Consider the following 17721-nt stretch of genomic DNA (forward strand, 5'->3'; position numbering starts at 1 on the left):
CCAGGGCTTCGGGCTGGCGGTGGGCGCGCACCAGCAGGCGGGTGAGGCCGCGCACGGCGCTGGCCTGGGTCGGGTGGTCTGCCAGGATCTGGCGATAACCCTGTTCTGCGGCCTCGGTCTGGCCGGCTTCGAACTGCACGGCGGCCAGGGTGGCGCGGGCTTCCGGGTTCCGGGGGTCGAGGGCCAGGGCGGCCCGCACCGAGGCTTCCGCTGCGGGCAGCTGGCGGGCTTCGAGCTGATCTTCGGCCTGGCGCAGCAGGCCCCAGAAGCGCGCCGTGGCGGCCAGTTGCACCCAGCGTTGACTTTCCGGGTCCTGGCGGGCTGCTTTCTGGAACCATTCCCGGGCGGCTGCGTGCTGGCCCCGGCGCAGCTGTACCAGCCCCAGGCCGCCCAGCACTTCCGGGTCCTGGCGGCGCCGGGCCAGGGCCAGGCGCAGGTCGGCTTCGGCCTGCTCCAGGTCGGCCTCGTCCCGGTCCAGTTCCTTCAGGGCCCGCAGCCGGGCCTGGTAGGCCGGGTCGGCGAGCTGGCGCAGGTGGGCGGCATGGGCGAGCTGGGCGTTGCGCAGCCGCCCGGCCATGGCGCTTTCTTCGGGGGCGAAGGCCAGGTAGGCCTGCAGGTGAGGAATGGCGCTGCCATCTTCGGGCAGGCGGTAGAGCAGGCTGCGCCAGGCATCGAGCAGTTGCTGGCGCGGTGCGTCGCCCTGGCGGGCCAGGCGGGCGTAGGTCTGCAGGGCCCGGAGGCGGTCCACCGCGGTGTTGCCCATGACTTGGGTCAGGGCCAGTTCGTAGCGGATGTCCCCGGGGTAGCGCTGGCGCAGGCCTTCGAGCCCCTGGCGGGCTTCGGCCTCGCCTTTCGGGGTCTGGGCCAGAATCCGGTAGTACTCCAGGGCCAGGTCGCCGGGGGGCGGGCCGTCCGGGAGGAGGCGGCGCAGTTCGGCCAGGGCGGCTTCGTACTGGCCGGCCCGGGCCAGCAGGCGCATCTGGGCCAGGGCTTCCCCGTCCCGGGTCTGGAGGCGCAGCAGCAGGGCCAGGTCGCGGGTTTCCCGGGCCTGGGGATGGTGTTGCCGCAGCCGCTGCAGCAGGGCTTCGGCCCGGGCCGGCTGGCCGGAGCGCAGTTCCAGCTCGCCCAGCATGAGCAGGGCCTCTGCCGAGTCGGGCCGGGCCAGCAGGTATTTTTCGAGCATCTGCCGGGCCAGGTCGCCGCGCTGCTTGCCGTCCCACATGCGGGCGGCCTGGAGCAGGGTGTCGGCTCCCTGGGCGGTGGGGGCGCCCCAGGCCAGGCTGGCGGGCAGGCCCAGGGCGAGTCCGATGACCAGCGTCAGCGCGGGGTCGCGCAGCTTCAGTCGCATCTGCCCTTGCCTCTGGAGGCGCTTGGCAGGAGCAGGCTGCCATCGCGATCGTAGCGGTAGCGTCCCTGCATCCAGCCCAGGGCGAACAGGGTCAGGGCTTGTTCGTAGTAGGCGTCGGGGCGCGGGGGCTGGGCTTCCAGGCGCTGTTGTTGCTCTTGCAGGGGCTGCCGGGCGTTGCTTGCCTGGAGGAAGGGCAGCAGGGCTGCGGAAAAGCCCGGGGGGCCGGCCTTGTTGCCCTGGCCGGTGCGGCTGTCGATGCGTTCGGGCGGGTAGCCGTGGCGGGCTACATAGTCGGCCATCGGGGCCAGCTGGTCGAGCAGTTGCTGGCGGCCGGGGGCGTCGGGGGCCAGGGTGCCGGCCCAGAGGTAGACGCGGATGGCGTTGTAGCCGCCATCGGCCTTGTCCGGGCCGTCTTTGTCGGGCAGGAAGCCTTTGCCGGCTTCAAAGATGATCCAGTCGGGGGTGAAACCTTTCGGGCTGGATTCGAGAATCATGCGAAGCGAACTTTTCTGCAGGGCCTGCCAGGCCGGGGCCTCGCTGCGGGAGGCAAACCAGGCCAGGAGTTGCAGGGGCAGGTAGCTCGGGTTGAGGCGCCAGCGCTGGGGCGACGGGTGAAAGTGCGAAATCTCCTTCCAGTTGACCACCCAAACGTATCCCACCTGACCAGGCAATCTCACCGGGCCTGACCACTGATTTCGAGTAGTTGACCACCCCGCCGAAACGGGGTTGCAATCTGAGGCTACCGGGATCAGGTTTTCTTCGCCCGCACCTTCCGCATCGACTCTCCTTTCAGTTCCATGAAATGCGCCCGATGCACAATCCGATCCAGGATCGCATCGGCCACGGTCGGATCGTTGAACAGGTCGTACCACTTCTCCGGCGGAAACTGGCTGGTGATAAGGAGCGATCCCTGCATCGATTGCTGATCAATGACATCGAGCAGAATCGGCCCCAGATGAACATCAATCCCGCCGATGCCGAAGTCATCAATAATCAGCAGTTGCGTTTTCACGAGCTGCCGGCGCAGCTTTGACAAGGTGCCATCGGCCTGCGCGGCAATCAGGTTCTCGTATAGCTGCGTCGCCGTCGTGAAATAAACAGAATGCCCGGAGCGACACGCCTGCTTACCGAAAGCACAGGCCAACCAGGACTTGCCAGTTCCCGTGAGTCCAGTCAGCACCAGATTCTGCCGCCGGGAAATCCAGACACAATCTCCCAGGCTGGCAACCTGCGCCGGATCGATACCGCGAGTCGCCCGATAGTCGACATCCTCCAGGCAGGCATTGGCTTGACGCATTTTGGCAGCCTTCAACAGCCGCTCAATCTTTCGGCCCTCACGATCACCAGTTTCCGCATCGAGCAGCAGGACAAAGCGCTCATCGAAATTGAGTTTCTGAATAGAGGGATCATCGAGTTGCCGATTCAATGCCCGCAACATCCCTTGCAAGCCGAGCGCTTGAAGCTGGGCCATGGTTTGCTGGTTCAGCATGAGATGCCTCCCTGTTGTGCATAGTATTCAGCGCCGCGAAGGTTCCCGTGCTTTTGCACCCAGGCCGTCGGTTCAACTGGCAGGCGCAGATCGCTCCGATTGGTAATGATCGACTTCAGACGATTGAACGTCAGCACGCCGATCTTCAAGGCGAAAGCGCAGGCGCCATCCAGCCGATCATGGGCTTGTTCCTCCCGCGCCCAGCGCCGCAAATTGCGAGCTGATTTCACGCCGTTCGCGAAATCCCGGCGTTGCTGCAAATTGCCGCGCACCCAGGCCAGTACATTGGGGCCAATGCCTTCCGCCCATTCCAGAAGCGAGTCTGGATCTTGCTCCGTCTGCCGCAAGTGCTGGATAGGCATGTGATCCTCCAAAGTACGCCGTCCGGGTGACGCCAACAGCACATGGCTGGTGATACGCGCCCGATTCAGCAGTACCTCCAGCGTAGTGCGAGTCGCCCGCAAGTCCACCTGATGCATCCGGTACTGATACGGCACCGAGTAGAAACTGCCTTCGTACTCGACGTGATAGTCCTCGGCCACGCGCACCTTGTATTTCCAGGCCACGCTCTCATAGGGATGCAAGGGCAGTGGCCGCAACGCTGGCAGGTCCAGTTCAATGAAGCGTTGCGTCCGACTCTGTTTGTATTTCTTGCTGATTTTGTTGTTCAGCAACTCGATCCGCTTGGCGATCTCGACATTCAGTTCCTCGACGCTAAAGAAGGTTCGTTTGCGCAACGGCGCCAACACCCAGCGCTGCACTATCTGAACCCCGACCTCAGCCAGCGATTTGTCTTTGGGCTTGCGGCTGCGCGCCGGGTTGATCAGCACGTCGTAATGCTCGGCGCAGTCGGCATAGGCCGCATTGGTGATGACCTCCTGTGGCGTGTGTTTGATTACCGCGGATTTGAGATTATCCGGGACCACCTGTTGCGGCACGCCGCCGAAGAACTCGAAGGCCTTCACATGGCAGGCAATCCAGTCGGCAATTTTCTGGCTCGGCACGGCATAGGCAAACGTGTACGACGATCCACCCAGCACCCCGACGAACACTTGCGCCGGCGTCTCCTCGCCGGTTTCCGGATTCGTAATCGGCATCGTCCGACCGCAGAAATCCACGAACAGTTGATCACCCGGCTTATGGAACTGCCGCATGCTCATGCGCTGGGTCTTGAGCCAAGCCTTGTAGCGCTTCTGGAACTGGGAATAACACAGGCAATCAGCAAGGTGTTCATGGTTCGCCTGGCGGTACTCCTCCCAGATTAAACTCAGGGTCATGTCCCGCTGGGACAGTTCTTCGCGTACCACATCCCAGTCGGGAACGATCTTGCCGGAAGGGTTCGGGTTACGGGCCGTGCCGAGACGAATGGCGAATGCTTCATTATCGAGCGCCGACAAATCCGCTTGCGTCAGGCCGGTGGCGGCAAGCCGGGTGCGCAGCAGTTCGACCGTATTGTGGGAAATAGAGAGCTGGCGGCCGACAGCGCGACTGCTCAAGCCCTTGTCGATCAGGCGAACGATGTCGCGCTGAACGGGGATGGGGGTTTTCATGAAATCTCCTTGGTTGTCCTGAGACAACGTTCCTGAAATTGAGGCATGCGCGAGGCCGGCCGGCACTTGACGCCGGCACGCAGGGCAAGGAGAATCAACGTGTCACCCGGTTAGGAATGACATCTCCAAAGAAGGGCTCTGGACTCGACCTCCTGAGCCCTTCTTGCCATGTGGCCTCGATCTTTACAGCGCTGATCGTGGTCAACTCATGGCATTTCCTCCCTGTGGCTTTGCCGCTGCCGCGGCTTAAAGATGTAGCGCTCCGGCCAGATGTCCTCGATCCGTAAACCGAGCAGGCCGGCAATGTGCTGAGCCACCGCATAGGCGGTGATTCGCCCGTGAATCACGTTGCTCACCACACCACCCGAGACTCCGACTTCACGGGCAATTTGCGCCTGAGTCTTGCCCAGGCGGCGCAGGCGATAGTTGATCTCGACAGCATCCATGGTCAGTTGAGGTGACATACCTTCTCTCAGAGAGTAGGCTATCTCTCAATAGCCAACGAAATTCGCGATAGCGACAAATATACGCTCAATGAGAACTTCCAATCAAGATATTTCTGGGACCGATTCGTCTGGACTGGGTGGTTTCGCGGCCCGTGTTGGCCAGGCCATTGCTCACACCGGCCTCAATCAGTCCGAATTTGCCAGGCAACTCGGTGTTTCGGCGGGCTTCGTCAGCGATGTCGTGCGCGGCCAGAAGAAGCCCGGCTCGGAGTTTCTGTATGCCATCCGGACTACCTTCGGTATCTCGGTCGATTGGCTGCTGACCGGAGAAGGCACGGTAACCGGTGGTAGTGGCATCGACCTCGACCTGCTGCGTACCATCCGGCTACAGATTGCAGTCGCCCGCTCGGCGGTGATCGATGGCAACACCACGGCAAAAGCCTTGCTGCTGCTGATTCGTGACGGGCGCTTGCAGGAAGCGGCAGCGGAGCCGGACATCAAGGCCTTTCTCGATGAAATCGCGCCGACCGATTCTGATGCTGAATTGGCCCTGGAACTCTATAACGGCCAGTTGTGGACCCAAGACCCCGGCGCCCAGCGCCGCAATCTCCTTGCCGCCGCCATGGCGCATTTTGAGGCTAGGAAACCCATCGACAAGGTGGCCGCCTTGGCGCGGAGCAGTGGTTCGAATTCAACGATTCAGATCAACGCCGGCGCTTTCAACAAGATTGCCGGTCGCGACTTTCACGAACACTGACCGATACGGAGCCCCAAGCCATGAGCGATACCCCGCAATTCGACTCTGTCCAACTCAACTTTGCCTTGGAACAAAGAGCGGCCGGGCGCGATTATCACGAGTATTTCATCCCCGGTTCGATCAAGCTGCTGCTGGCCACTGCTTCCAAAACCAAACTGGATGAGTTGGCGATGGACAACGAACGTTTGTTCAAATATCGGTTTGGCTTCAATGCGACTTCACTGGTCAGGCCGCAACTCATCGCTTTCCAGAACAAATACGATTTGCTCGATGATGAAATTCGCTGGCTCAAGCGGGCTGGGCATTTACGCGTCACGCGTCGCGAACTCGTTGTCGACACCAGTCGCCTGATGCCGATGTACGGCTGGTTTCAGATTTCGTTGATCAGCCTCGTGTTTGCGGCGGCCATCCTACAGATGGCGGGAGCGGAGCACGCACCTGCATGGAAGCGGGATTTGGTCCAAATATGCCTGGGCCTGACCTGGTTCTGCGTCGGCGGTTTGCTGATGAAGATGTTCATCGCGCCCTGGCGTACGCTTAAGCAGACTGGTGTAGTGGATTCTTGCATTCCTGTTTGGCATAGAAAGACCTTCAATATCTCCGGCTGACAGGCTGATGGGTATTGGCCATCTCCTCCGCAAGCATCCATCGGCGGTCTGGCTGTGGGAAACAAGGCAGTTTTTGCCGCCCTGCGCTGGCATGTACAAATCCAGATTGCATGCATAGATCACCTCGGTATAATGCCATTTGCGTACACTGATGTTTTCGGCATGTCTGCGCAAGGCTTTCGGGGCGCAGCAATCTTTGCCGGCAAGGCATTTGTACGCGGTTGTCGATTTTTCCTACACGAACGAACCCCTTTGCAAGGAGTATCAAATGAAACTCAAGAAATGGCTGTATTCAAGCTTTTTGGCATTGGCAGCAACTTTCATGTTTGCTCACAGCGCCAGTGCTGCCTCTGGTGCATACGGCAGCTCGGCCGTCGCACCCACAATTTACACCAAGAATTATTGGTATAACGTTGCCTATCCCGTGGTAGGAAATCCACCGAGCAATGCGACCTTGACTGTCGTGAATTACACCTGGAGCTACAGTTACCCTCGGCCCGCCGGGTTGCAGGTCTTCCTGTGCAACAATAATGCTACTCTTTGTGCAGATGTCACGAACTTTGGAACTGGTTCTGTCAATTTCTCCGGCTACGGCGTTCCTGCCAATCAATCGCTGAGGCTGTATTCCCGCGTTAGCGGTACCGGCACAATGGCCCCGTTGTATGGTGGAACTACTACCGTAACGGTTAACTACGTTTACTGATTGAGAAATCGCGGGCAGTTGTTGGTTGTAACACTGCCCGTCGATAGCTCAGGGATGAGTTGCTTATCCTGGTGACGAACTACCTCTCCACCCCCAACCAGTGGCCTCAAGGTAATCTGCGGATTGTGAGTTCGTGAAGTCGATCATCATGCTCAGAATCTGCAACGGGTCTGTCCCTTTTGCTTTCTCAGATTCATAGATGGCGCGTCGCTGTGCATCGATCACAGAAGCTTCACTGTTAAACCGGTCTTTGAATCCATCGTCGATGATTCGCCCGGAGGTGGATAATTTATTTACTTCCTCACCACCACCAACGTCACTGATATTATAAAAAATAGTACTTGGTGTAATGGCCATGTCGTAGGCAATTTTGTCTGCACTTGCGCGGTCAGAGCTGGCGGCCATTATCAGTTTTTCCTGAGCCGGGGTTCTGGCCTGTGTAGAAGTGACCGCGCTGGCAGCAAGGGTTTTGCCAGCAGCGGACAGTGATACCTGATCGGCATTTTTTGCCGGGGCGGCAATGGCTGCCGGTACTGTGCGGCCTTCTTGCCGTTGCGCTGAGGAAGCTGAAATACCGCTGTAAGCCAAGGCGCCGTAGCTAGACTGGATTATCATGATGTTCTCCTATGAGAAGAAAGGGTGCTCGTTTCCAGCATTATTCATGCCAATTGCAATTTTGCGCTTGGCATTGCCGCCCTGAGGCAGTATCCTGTTCTCGATGAAAAATTAAGATTGCGACGTAAGCTAATGCTCAACCCCAAGAAATTATGATGTACTGCCTTCCAGATGAGAGGATTGCCCAAGTACGCAAGAGCCATATCTCTGGCTTTTGCCTTTTTTGCCTGCGGTTCCCGGGTTGATGCCGCCGAAGCTGTTTACTCCGAAATCCATGAACGGCGGCAGCAAGAGATCCTTAGGTTAACCCTTGGTGATGCAATTGCACTAGCCGTACGGGATAACCGTGGTATTCAGACGGCGTATTTGCAACGTGTCGCCCAGAAATTTGATCTATACGTCAGCGAAGGAAAGTTTTTCCCCAAACTGACGTTGGCCACCGGGATGCTGGACAACAAAGCCGCCGGATTGTCTTCCCGAACAAAGGACATCACCACTAACGCTACGCTCGCCTTGCCGACTGGGGCAAAACTGTCATTATCGACAGCGAACGCTATTGGCTCCTCCTCTTCCAACTCATCGTCGACCTCAATCACCCTGACACAGCCTCTGTTGAAGAACGGAGGGCTGGACGCAAATACTGCCTCAATCCGCGCTGCTCGCCTTGATGAACAGATTAACCGCCTCACCCTGAAGGCAACACTTTCGCAGACAGTGACGCAGGTCACCTCTGCTTATCGCGAATTGCTTCGGGCGCAAGAGCAGCGAATGATCGCAGAAGCGGCGTTACAGCGTAGCAAAGACCTCTACCAAGTCAACAAGGCGCTGATTTCTACCGGTCGCATGGCGGAGGTGGAGATATTTCAGACCGAGGCAGAGGTCGCCAATCGTGAGGTGGCTTTGGAAGAAGCAGAGAATCAGATCGATACTTCGCGCCTAGCGCTCTTGAGCCTGCTCGCCCTGGAACCGCGCACGCCTGTCGTCGCGGTTGGGGCCAAAGACATTCGCCTGCGAGGCATCGACCTTGCTCAAGCACTGACTATTGCACTCGCGAACCAGCCGGATTACCTGATCGCACAACTGCAATCCGAGCGTGCAAAAATCAATCTCGACTACGCGAAAAATCAGCAGCTATGGGACTTGTCTCTAGTTGCCGGAAAAACGCAGAGTCGAGGATCGTCCGGAGGTTTTGGATCAGTCAATACGACGCAGACCTCGGCACAGAAAAACGATACGTCGTATGCCGGCATTCAACTCACCATACCGCTGGGTGATCGTTCGATAGAGCAAGCAACGGTGCGTGCCTCAGTGGATTTGAAAAGCCAGACTCTGAAGGTGCACGAAACACGGCAAGTCGTAGAGCAACGTATCCGGGATGCCGTACGCAATGTCCAAACACGTTGGCGACAGTTGGAGCTTTCCAATAAAGCACGGGAACTCTCAGTACTCAAGCTAAATGCTGAAAAGGAGAAACTGCAGGTCGGACGCTCGTCGAACTTTCAGATACTCTCGTTCGAAAACGACTTGCGTAATGCAGAGAATGCGCGAGTCAATGCCGAAATCGCCTATCTGAATGCGCTTACCGATCTGGATGAGCGCATGGGAAAAACCCTGGAAGTCTGGAGCATTCCCATTGCTGAACCCGAGTTAGCCAATTATGAATATTGATCATACCGTGTCGGCTTGTTCTCCTGCAGGTATTGTCCTGGTCAGTAACCTTGGCATCATTGAGCGTCTTAACGCCCAAGCGGAGACACTGCTATCCATTTCCCAAAACCAGGCCGTCGGCCAATCCATCATTGACGTACTGGACGATCAAGTACCCGAAGCCGTGCTGAAGGATTTGATCGAGAAATTCCGCCACACGCCAACCGAAAGGGCTGATCGAAGGTCGATTGATCCAACGAATCAGCTTTCAGCCCGTTGTGATGCATTGCAAGATGCCAGTGGTCATGCAGCCTGGCTTGTTACGCTCAGCAGGGCGCATTCCCGTCCCTGGCTGTCGGCATTTCCCCCCGCGTGGTTAGCGAAAACACAGCTGAGCAAGAAAACCATCTTTGCCACTGGCAGCGTCCTGGCAATAGCAATTGCAGTGTATGTATTGCCCCTGAGTGCTCGCGTGGATCAGACATCACCACCGGCAGAATCGGGGACGTTAGCTCCTGTCATGTTAAACGGGGGCATTAATACTCCCAAGGCTTTAGATTCAGCGTTGTCAGTTGTAGGAACAATCGAGGCAGGCGATACGATGAGTGTCACGGCGCCATTCGACGCTGTGATCAAGGAAAAAGGATTTTCCTTTGATACCGAAGTCAGTCAAGGCCAACTGCTGCTGACGCTTGACACCACGGAACTGCTGGGTCGTATCCAGGAGGCAAAGATAGCCATGCTCAAGGCCGCAAAAACCTTGCTGGAACTGGAGAACTGGGAAAAAGGCACCGAGGTCGCACGCGCGCAGCGCACTGCTGCACTGGCGCAACAGCAAGTTGAACAAACCGAGCGCAAGGTTCAGGAAGCGGAAACTTTACTCAAGAAGGGGATCATTCCCCGTGGCGAGCACGATGGCTTGGTCGAACAACTCAACGGCTACAAGTCCCAACTCGCGGCAGCCACGGATGATCTGAAAGCAACGCGTGAAAAAGCCAGCAAAGGCAACCGTGAGATTGCCCGCATCGAATACGAGCAGGCACAGGCCAAATATAACGATCTGTCGAGCAGCCTGGCACTCGAAAAAATAAACGCACCCCGCGCAGGAATCATCGCCAAGGCTCCGGCGACATCCGGCCAAGCGCCAGCGACGTTGGAGACCGGTAGCCGAATCGCTAAAGGTCAATTGCTATTCAATATTGCATCGACAGCCAGACTCAGGGTGTCTGCCAAGGTCGACGAAGCAGATATTGTCGACCTGACCCCGGGCATGAAGGTGGCGGTATCGATTGACTCCCAGGATATGCCTCCTATCGATGGTCGACTCGTCGAGATTTCAGCTCAGGCAGCACAAAATGGTGGCGCTTCGCGGAGTGCGGTTTTCGATATCAAGATCGAAATCCCCGGACTTAATGAGCAGCAACGTCGCCGCCTGCGTGTCGGGATGTCCTGCAATGTCAGTATCGAGAAAAGCCGCAAAGAGATCACGGCCGTTTCGTCGGTCAATAGCAATTCGACTCGATGACGTGTGGGCATGCGATGCTAAAACTGGATCGGGTCAGCAAGACATACCGGCAGAATGGACATGACATCCCGGTTCTTCGTGAGATTTCTTTCACCATTGCCGATGGTGAAATATGCTCAATCGTTGGTGCCTCGGGTTCGGGAAAAAGCACCCTCCTGAACATCATGGGCCTGCTGGACATGCCTGATAGCGGGTCCGTTATTTATCAAGGCAATACTGTACATGACATCGATGAGCGGAGGCAGGCAGAGATCAGGAATCGTCACTTTGGTTTTGTATTCCAGTCATTCAATCTTCTGCCCCGTCTTTCCGCCTTGGACAACGTGGGCCTACCACTCCTTTATCGCGGTATCGGAAAGGTGGAACGGCGACGGATAGCCTACCCCCTGCTCGAACGGGTTGGTCTGGGTGAGCGGGCTGATCATTTGCCCGATGCGCTATCTGGGGGACAAAAACAGCGGGTCGCAATCGCTCGGGCCCTGATCGGACAACCTAGGCTGGTGCTGGCTGACGAGCCGACCGGTAACCTCGATCCGAAATCAGCGAAAGACATACTGGATTTACTGGGAGAGTTGAACCGGGAAGCGGGTGTCTCTATCGTAATAGTGACCCATGACCCTGCAATCAGTGCGCGATGTCACCGTGAAATCCTGGTGGGACAACAGCATGCAATTGTGCAGAGGGAGGCGCAGTGCCCAAACTGAACCTGCTCAATTTCCAGTTTTTTCTGCGTTCCCCCAGCCTGTTGCAAGCCTTGCTGCATGAAGCACTCGATAACATGCGGAGCGTACGACAGCGCACACTCTTGTCTTTGTTAGGCATCATCATCGGATCAGCCTCGGTCATTGCGTTGCTCAATATCGGGGAAAACACCTCAGATGAGGCGGCCAGACAATTCAAAACAATGGGTACCGACCTGATCATCGTACAGGACGGTTTCGGGATTGGAGTCGAGCGCAAAGCCAATCCCATTGAGCGTCAGGATGCATCAGACCTCAAACAGGAAATTTCTTCTGTTTCCGTTGCTACTCCGATATCAAGCTATTCCGTCAAGGCTGGCTGGAGCGGGAGGTCGTTGGATGGTATCTCCATCGGGGCCACCGAGGATCTTTTGACCGTGGCACGATTGCAACTTGAACGCGGGCGTTTCGTGAGCGATCTTGATGGCTATGACACGGTTGTCGTTGTAGGTAGCGCTATGGCTAACGCATTAGCAGGTGATGGGAAAAGGCTAAATATCGGCGACAAGATTCGGATGGACAACTATCTATATACAGTTGTCGGCATCTTACAGAGCACGCCAAGAAATCCACTGCTGCCTTTTGATATCGACAATGCACTCATCGTTCCCATCAAGGCAAATCGCAGAATGAGCACGGCAACTGGGAACATCTCTAACATTCTCATTCGCGTTGCGGAAGGCCGTGACCCCATCCAGGTGCTAGCGGATGTCTCGAACCATTTCCGGGAAAGAGGCAAAGCAGCCCAGGTCCAAGGTGCCTTGCAACTGATAGAAGGCATGAAGAAACAAGGTCAGTTGTTCACCTGGATGTTGGTGGGGGTTGCCTGTATCTCACTCCTGGTTGGCGGAATCGGGGTCATGAATGCCATGCTGGCCGGCATCTCCGAGCGGAAAAAGGAAATCGGCCTACGCTTGGCAATTGGTGCGGATCGCATGAGCATCATGACGATGATCGTTTGTGAGTCGACCTTGTTATCAGTGAGTGGTGGCGTGATTGGGATCGTTCTAGGGTTGATCATTTCAATCCTGTTCGCCGTGTTGTCGGGGTGGGACTATTCATTGTCCTACCTGTCCATCTTGCTTGGTCTAGGGATGTCCTTGGCGACGGGCTTGTTCTTCGGAATTTATCCCGCATTCAAGGCTTCGGAGATGTCGCCGATTGAGGCTTTACGGTCAGAGTAGCATGTGTCGTTTGGACCGATGAGCGCGGCAACTGTAGATGCCATCGTTTTCCGCCACTACCGCGCTCCGCTTGCTGCCTGGCTCGTTCGGCTTCGCCGATCCGAGACCACGGAGAGATCGGGACAAATCACGATAGATATATCGTGAAAAAGAAAAGAGGCGAAAGCAGCCTGGTCAGGTCGAATGCGATTGCCTGGTCAACTGCGACAAGAACGGGTGGTCTGGTCAACGCGATTCTGCAAAAGCCTTGCGGGCCGGGCAGCAGCGTGAGGCCCAGGCCCGGGATGTCCGCCGTTTCTTCGCGCAGCACCCGGGCGGCGATCAAGGAGGAGAGGGCGAGGTAGCGCCGTTGCTGCCACAGGCGGCCCGCCTCGCCCAGGGCATAGGCGATCCACAGGTCGGCATCCGAGGCGGGGTTGTTGTCGATCACGCCCCAGCTGCCATCGTCCCGTTTGCCCCACAGCCAGGCCGGCAGGCGGGTGGTGAGGTCGCCGTCCGCCAGGTTGTTCTCGGTCCATTTGAGGATCAGGTCGAAGGCGGGGCGGTCGCCGGCTACCAGGGCGAAGAACAGGGCATAGGCCTGGCCTTCGGAGTAGGTTGGCTGGCGTGCTGAGCTCGGGTCCACCACCCGGCCGCCCGCGCTGATGAACTGCTGCTTGAAGGCCTGCCATCCGGGCCAGGCGCAAGGAGCGGCCTGCGGTGTGGCCCTGCCCTTGCCGGCCGGGGTGGCAAGGGCAGGGTTCAGCGCGGTGAGGCAGGCCAGGGCGCCCAACTGCTGCAGGAACCGGCGACGGCCAGCGGGCCGCGGCAGTGGAAATTGCAGCGGAAATCCGGGAAAGCGCCAGCTTATTTCGTCCGCCTTGCGTGGGTCGAAGGGTTTGCCTTGCAAAACCAAGCGCTTCGAGAGGCTCGGCCCGAACGGTTTGGATTGATTCAGCGTTTTCTTAACCATGGTGTCCAAGGCGGCGCTGGGTGATGCGTTTCAGGGTGGCGAAGGCCATCAGGGTCAGGAGCAGGCCCAGGCTGATGCCGGCCAGGGCGAGCAGCAGCGGGTGCCGGTGCAGGTGGAACCAGAGCCAGCTCCACCAGGGGAGCTGGCCGACGTAGTAGGGTTCCTGCACCCGGAAGCTTTCTACCTGCTCGCCGCGCATGAAGGCCAGGTCGCCGCGAATGCGGTCCACCCGGGCGCTGTCATTGAGGGCGACGCCGATCAGGCTCAGGGCCTCGGGCTGGGTGGCGTTGAGCATGACGATGCTGCGGCCGGCCTCGAGGGGGGATTCCAGCCCGGTGATGCTGGCCAGGGCGCCATCGCCGGAGAGGATGGCGTGGCCGGTCACGGGCAGGGGCCGGTTTTCCTGCCAGCCGAACCAGTCATACAGGGCGTTCTGGACCTGGGTCAGGGGGGCGAAGCTGCGCTTGCCCTGCTGCAGCAGGGCGGGCATGTCCAGGCCCCAGGTCTGCAGCAGGGCGTTCTGCTCGCCGCCATGGATGATCAGCAGGTCGCTGTTTGCTGCTTCTTTTAGCCGGCTGGCGGGCAGCAGGCTCAGGCGCAGGCCCGGGCTGCCGGTGTGGGCCGCGAGCTTGCCCAGGGTGGTGAGCATCAGCTGGATTTCCTCGGCCCGGGGGGGCGTCGGGCAGCACCACGGTGGTTTCTGCCAGGTCGGCGTACTTGGTGAAGGGAAAGCCGCTGTTGGCGAACAGGGCCAGGTTGGGCAGGGCGGCGTAATGGTGGAAGTGGCTCAGGTCCAGGGTCGAGTCGGGGTCGATGGCCGCCTGCAGGTCGGTGAGCAGGCTGGTCTGGCACTTGCCCGTGTCGCTCGGGGGCAGCTGGAAGCGGAACTGCAGCTGGTTGTTGCTGCCCACCTGGAAGGCGGGAATGCGCAGAGTGCTCTGGGCCTGGGTGTCTTCATCTTCCAGCAGGGGCAGCACGAGCCGGTCGGCGCTGCCTGATTTGCCGCTGCCGGGCAGGGCAATCGCCTGGATGAACTGCTCGTTGATGCTGACGCTCAGGTGGGCGTCCGGGCTGTTGCGCAGCGGGGTGTAGCGGTAGCGGAGGTCGATGGGGATGCCCTTGCTCTGCCAGGTGAACAGGTCGGGAGGCAGGCGGGCGTTGATGCGCAGGGTGCCCAGTTGCTGTCCCTTGGTCTCCAGTTCGCTGGGAAAACGCACCAGTTCGCCAAAGCGTACCGGGCGGCCGACGGGTAGCCACAGGGGGGCATCGTAGGCGATGCGGCGGCTCGGGTAGTCCAGCTTCTGGACCTGGACCCGGCTGCCGGACAGGGCGGCTTGACCCAGGGCCAGGGCATCGGCGGCCAGCTTCAGTTCGGCTCCGTCGCGGCCCAGGATCAGCAGCAGCTTGGCGCCCTGGGTCCGGGGGTGGTCGATGATGGCAATACCCGGGCCCGTGATCTCGCCCAGCTGGAGGCCAGCCGGAACCTTGCCCGGCGTGGCCAGCACCACCGCGTGGCCCTCGGGCAGGCGGTCCAGATGGACCGGGAAGTGGTTGCCCCGGTAAGCGGCCAGGGTGCCGAACCAGGAGGCCAGGCTGGCGGCGGCGCGCAGGGTTTCCATGTCAGGGCCGGGGGCAAAGACAAAGGGCAGTTGCAGCGGGCGGTCGTCCCGCTCATCGAAGAAGGGCGCCGGCAGGATGGCAAGATCGTTCTGCAGTTCCAGGGGCTGCAGGCTCAGGTCCAGGCTGGAATCGCTGCCGATGTTGGCCCACAGGCTGCTGTGAAAGGGAAATTCGCAGTCTTCCGTGTAGTGGCCGATGAGTTGCAGGCGCAGGCGGTTGTAGTCGGTGAAAAAGCGCGGGTCCAGGGGCAGCTCCACGGTCTGCTTGCTGCCCAGTTTTTCCTTGGGCACCGCGATCACGGCCTGGGCCTCGTCGTTGAGGTAGACCTTGAGATGGGAGAGGTGGGGCAGCAGGGCCGGGGAGAGGGTGTAATGCAGTTTCAGCCGGGCCCCGGTCACCACTTCATCGAGCCGGATGTTGACCGGCAGACTGGCATTGCCGTCGATGCCGCGCAGTTCCACGGCCTGATGGGGGCCCAGATCCTTGAAGCTGAGGTGCTGCTGTCGGGCCAGCGCGGGGCGGCTGTCCTGCGTGAGGGGAGGAACGTCAGCCTCATCAGGTTCGGGGGCTGCATTCAGGTTCGCCGTGTGCAAGGCGAGGAGCTGAAGGCAAAGCAGGCTGCGGAAAAGGTAAGGGCTCACGGGGGCTCTGGCGGAATGTGGCTGGCAATGGGAGGCGATTCTCATGGCGCCCCTTGTCGCGGGTCACGCACAAACACTCTCAATTTCAGGTGAGGGCAAAGGTTCGAGCGCCCTTGTGGCTTTGGGGTGTCCCAGACCCGGCCCGGCAGGCTCATGGCAGGCTCATGGCCGGTGGGCCTCCGGGTGACTCATGCCGCCCAGATCCTGGTAACGGCCATAGGTGTAATGGGCGGCGCAGGCGCCTTCGGAGGACACCATGCAGGAGCCGAGGGGGTTGTCCGGGGTGCACACGCTGCCAAACACCTTGCAGTCCCGCGGTTCCTTGACGCCGCGCAGGATGGCGCCGCACTCGCAGGCCTTGTGGTCGGGAACCGGGGTATAGGGCAGGGGAAAGCGCAGTTCCGCATCGAAGCCGGCGTAGGCGGGGGAAAGCATCAAGGCGCTCGCGGGCAGGGTGCCCAGGCCGCGCCATTCGAATTCGGGCCGGAGCGTGAAGATCCGCGCCACCAAAGCCTGGGCCTTCGGGTTGCCCTGGCGGGTCACGGCCCGGGTGAATTCGTTTTCCACCTCGGCCCGGCCGTCATTGACCTGGCGCACCAGCATCAGGATGGCCTGCAGCATGTCGAGGGGCTCGAAGCCGGCGATCACCACCGGCTTGCCGTAGCGCTCTGGCACGAACTCGTAGGGGGCGCTGCCGATCACGGTCGATACATGGGCAGGGCCGACCATGCCGTCCAGGGCGAGGCCGCCTTGGGGATCGGCTTTCGCTCCCGCTTGCGCGCTAGCGATTTCCGGGGTTTGCGCGGCTGCAGGGGTTTTCTGGGTTTTCTGGATTTGCGCGGCGCCGAGAATGCCGATGATCGCCGCCGGGGTGAGCACATGGCAGCAGAGTACCGAGAAATTGCCGAGCCCCAGGGCTTGCGCCTGGGCGATGGCCACCGCCGTGGGCGGCGTGGTGGTCTCGAAGCCGATGGCAAAGAACACCACCTGCCGCTCCGGATGCCGTTGCGCCAGGGCGAGGGCATCCTGGGTGGAATAGACCATGCGCACGTCGGCGCCCCGGGCCCTGGCCTTCAAAAGCGAGAGGCCATTCGATGCCGGCACCCGCAGGCAGTCGCCGTAGGTGCACAGGGTCACCTCGTATTCCAGCGCCATGCGGATGGCCTGGTCCACCCGGCCGATGGGCAGCACGCAGACCGGGCAGCCGGGGCCGTGGATCAGGCGCACATTGGGCGGCAGCAGAGCCTTCAGCCCGTAGCGGGCAATGGCGTGGGTATGGCCGCCGCAGAATTCCATGAAGCGGTATGGCCGCGCCGGGTCGGCCGCGGCGGCGATGTGTCGGGCGAGGTTGCGGGCCAGTTCCCCGTCGCGGAATTCGTCGATGTATTTCATGAAAGCGTTTCAGCGTGAAGGTGCCAAGGGGCAAAGGTGCAAAGATGCAAAGGTGCCAAGGTGCCAAGGTGCCAAGGTGCCAAGAAAAGCACAACGGGGCGGGTCTTGGCGCCGCATCCCGGCATGCCTTCGCGCCTTTGCGAGGGGTATGGGTTTTTTACTGCCCGGCGGTTTTTCACCCGGTGCTGGCGGCCAGTTCGGCGAACAGGGCCAGGGTCTTCTCCGCCTCGTCCGGGTCCAGTTTGTTGAGGGCGTAGCCGACGTGCACGATCACATAGTCGCCGACGGCCACGTCCTGCACCAGGGCGAGGGAAATTTCCTTTCGGACGCCGGAGAGGTCGACGACGGCCGTATCGGCATCCTTGAGTTCGACCACGCGGGCTGGTATGGCTAGGCACATGGGGGTGTCTCCGTGTTGGGTGGGGTTGGGCGCCGTTGTCTGGCGATCCAGGCCTGGCCCAGGGCCAGCCCGCCGTCGCCGGGGGGCGCCCGGCGGGGTAGCAG

17 protein-coding genes and 1 pseudogene are annotated in these 17721 nt (G+C 59.9%); 7 read left to right on the plus strand and 11 right to left on the minus strand.

From position 1 onward, the window contains the following. The 5 genes from WBH99_RS10945 to WBH99_RS10965 form a co-directional block, all read right to left on the minus strand. On the minus strand, positions 1 to 1348 hold a 1348-nt coding region (locus WBH99_RS10945; RefSeq protein ID WP_424220124.1), incomplete at its 3' end, for a tetratricopeptide repeat protein. After that, positions 1339 to 1992 carry a glycosyl hydrolase family 8 gene (locus WBH99_RS10950; protein WP_424220125.1) on the minus strand — a complete coding sequence of 218 codons (654 nt, stop codon included), beginning with the start codon at positions 1990 to 1992 and terminating at the stop codon, positions 1339 to 1341. The genes WBH99_RS10945 and WBH99_RS10950, both read right to left, overlap by 10 nt. Before the next feature lie 104 nt (positions 1993 to 2096). Next, on the minus strand, positions 2097 to 2837 hold the full coding sequence (gene istB / locus WBH99_RS10955) for an IS21-like element helper ATPase IstB (RefSeq protein WP_424220126.1): 741 nt from the start codon (positions 2835 to 2837) through the stop codon (positions 2097 to 2099). After that, entirely contained in the window at positions 2831 to 4387 is a 1557-nt protein-coding gene (gene istA / locus WBH99_RS10960) for an IS21 family transposase (RefSeq protein ID WP_424220127.1), read from the minus strand. Before istA ends, istB begins: the two co-directional genes overlap by 7 nt. A gap of 206 nt (positions 4388 to 4593) precedes the next feature. Then, positions 4594 to 4851 carry a helix-turn-helix domain-containing protein gene (locus tag WBH99_RS10965; RefSeq protein WP_424220128.1) on the minus strand — a complete coding sequence of 86 codons (258 nt, stop codon included), beginning with the start codon at positions 4849 to 4851 and terminating at the stop codon, positions 4594 to 4596. Between the two features lie 70 nt (positions 4852 to 4921). Here WBH99_RS10965 and WBH99_RS10970 point away from each other — a divergent pair, with 70 nt between their 5' ends. From WBH99_RS10970 to WBH99_RS10980, 3 genes are all read left to right on the plus strand, one after another. After that, a complete protein-coding gene (locus WBH99_RS10970) occupies positions 4922 to 5590 on the plus strand; it encodes a helix-turn-helix domain-containing protein (RefSeq protein ID WP_424220129.1) in 669 nt (222 codons plus the stop codon). Positions 5591 to 5610: 20 nt separating this feature from the next. Then, the gene (locus tag WBH99_RS10975; RefSeq protein ID WP_424220130.1) at positions 5611 to 6198 is read left to right on the plus strand and encodes a hypothetical protein; all 588 of its coding nucleotides are present in this window, start codon (positions 5611 to 5613) and stop codon (positions 6196 to 6198) included. Between the two features lie 268 nt (positions 6199 to 6466). Next, the gene (locus WBH99_RS10980; protein ID WP_424220131.1) at positions 6467 to 6901 is read left to right on the plus strand and encodes a flagellar protein FlhE; all 435 of its coding nucleotides are present in this window, start codon (positions 6467 to 6469) and stop codon (positions 6899 to 6901) included. 63 nt (positions 6902 to 6964) lie between these two features. On the opposite strand, the gene WBH99_RS10985 is transcribed toward WBH99_RS10980, so the two are convergent. Then, entirely contained in the window at positions 6965 to 7516 is a 552-nt protein-coding gene (locus WBH99_RS10985) for a hypothetical protein (protein ID WP_424220132.1), read from the minus strand. A gap of 180 nt (positions 7517 to 7696) precedes the next feature. Here WBH99_RS10985 and WBH99_RS10990 point away from each other — a divergent pair, with 180 nt between their 5' ends. From WBH99_RS10990 to WBH99_RS11005, 4 genes are read left to right on the plus strand one after another with little or no spacing between them, the layout of a single operon-like run. Then, the gene (locus tag WBH99_RS10990) at positions 7697 to 9184 is read left to right on the plus strand and encodes a TolC family protein (RefSeq protein ID WP_424220133.1); all 1488 of its coding nucleotides are present in this window, start codon (positions 7697 to 7699) and stop codon (positions 9182 to 9184) included. Then, a complete protein-coding gene (locus tag WBH99_RS10995) occupies positions 9174 to 10688 on the plus strand; it encodes an HlyD family efflux transporter periplasmic adaptor subunit (RefSeq protein WP_424220134.1) in 1515 nt (504 codons plus the stop codon). Before WBH99_RS10990 ends, WBH99_RS10995 begins: the two co-directional genes overlap by 11 nt. 14 nt (positions 10689 to 10702) lie before the next feature. After that, a complete protein-coding gene (locus WBH99_RS11000) occupies positions 10703 to 11392 on the plus strand; it encodes an ABC transporter ATP-binding protein (protein WP_424220135.1) in 690 nt (229 codons plus the stop codon). Then, positions 11380 to 12612: an ABC transporter permease gene (locus tag WBH99_RS11005; protein ID WP_424220136.1), complete on the plus strand. Its 1233-nt coding sequence runs from the start codon at positions 11380 to 11382 to the stop codon at positions 12610 to 12612. Before WBH99_RS11000 ends, WBH99_RS11005 begins: the two co-directional genes overlap by 13 nt. A gap of 127 nt (positions 12613 to 12739) precedes the next feature. Here the strand turns inward: WBH99_RS11005 and WBH99_RS11010 are convergent, their stop codons facing one another. The 5 genes and pseudogenes from WBH99_RS11010 to WBH99_RS11030 form a co-directional block, all read right to left on the minus strand. Next, complete coding sequence (locus WBH99_RS11010) at positions 12740 to 13564, minus strand: glycosyl hydrolase family 8 (protein ID WP_424220137.1); 825 nt, start codon at positions 13562 to 13564, stop codon at positions 12740 to 12742. Then, positions 13557 to 14213, minus strand: coding sequence for a cellulose biosynthesis cyclic di-GMP-binding regulatory protein BcsB (locus WBH99_RS11015; protein WP_424220138.1), 657 nt, complete (start codon positions 14211 to 14213; stop codon positions 13557 to 13559). Before WBH99_RS11015 ends, WBH99_RS11010 begins: the two co-directional genes overlap by 8 nt. Before the next feature lie 31 nt (positions 14214 to 14244). Continuing rightward, positions 14245 to 15870: pseudogene (gene bcsB, locus WBH99_RS11020) on the minus strand (cellulose biosynthesis cyclic di-GMP-binding regulatory protein BcsB); the annotation flags it as partial. A gap of 117 nt (positions 15871 to 15987) precedes the next feature. Then, positions 15988 to 17217: a hydrogenase formation protein HypD gene (gene hypD / locus WBH99_RS11025; RefSeq protein ID WP_424220139.1), complete on the minus strand. Its 1230-nt coding sequence runs from the start codon at positions 17215 to 17217 to the stop codon at positions 15988 to 15990. 175 nt (positions 17218 to 17392) lie between these two features. Beyond that, positions 17393 to 17617 carry a HypC/HybG/HupF family hydrogenase formation chaperone gene (locus WBH99_RS11030; RefSeq protein WP_424220140.1) on the minus strand — a complete coding sequence of 75 codons (225 nt, stop codon included), beginning with the start codon at positions 17615 to 17617 and terminating at the stop codon, positions 17393 to 17395. Positions 17618 to 17721 lie beyond the last annotated feature (104 nt).

Origin of the sequence: Azovibrio sp., from assembly GCF_049658005.1 — a bacterium.
GTDB lineage: Bacteria > Pseudomonadota > Gammaproteobacteria > Burkholderiales > Rhodocyclaceae > Azovibrio.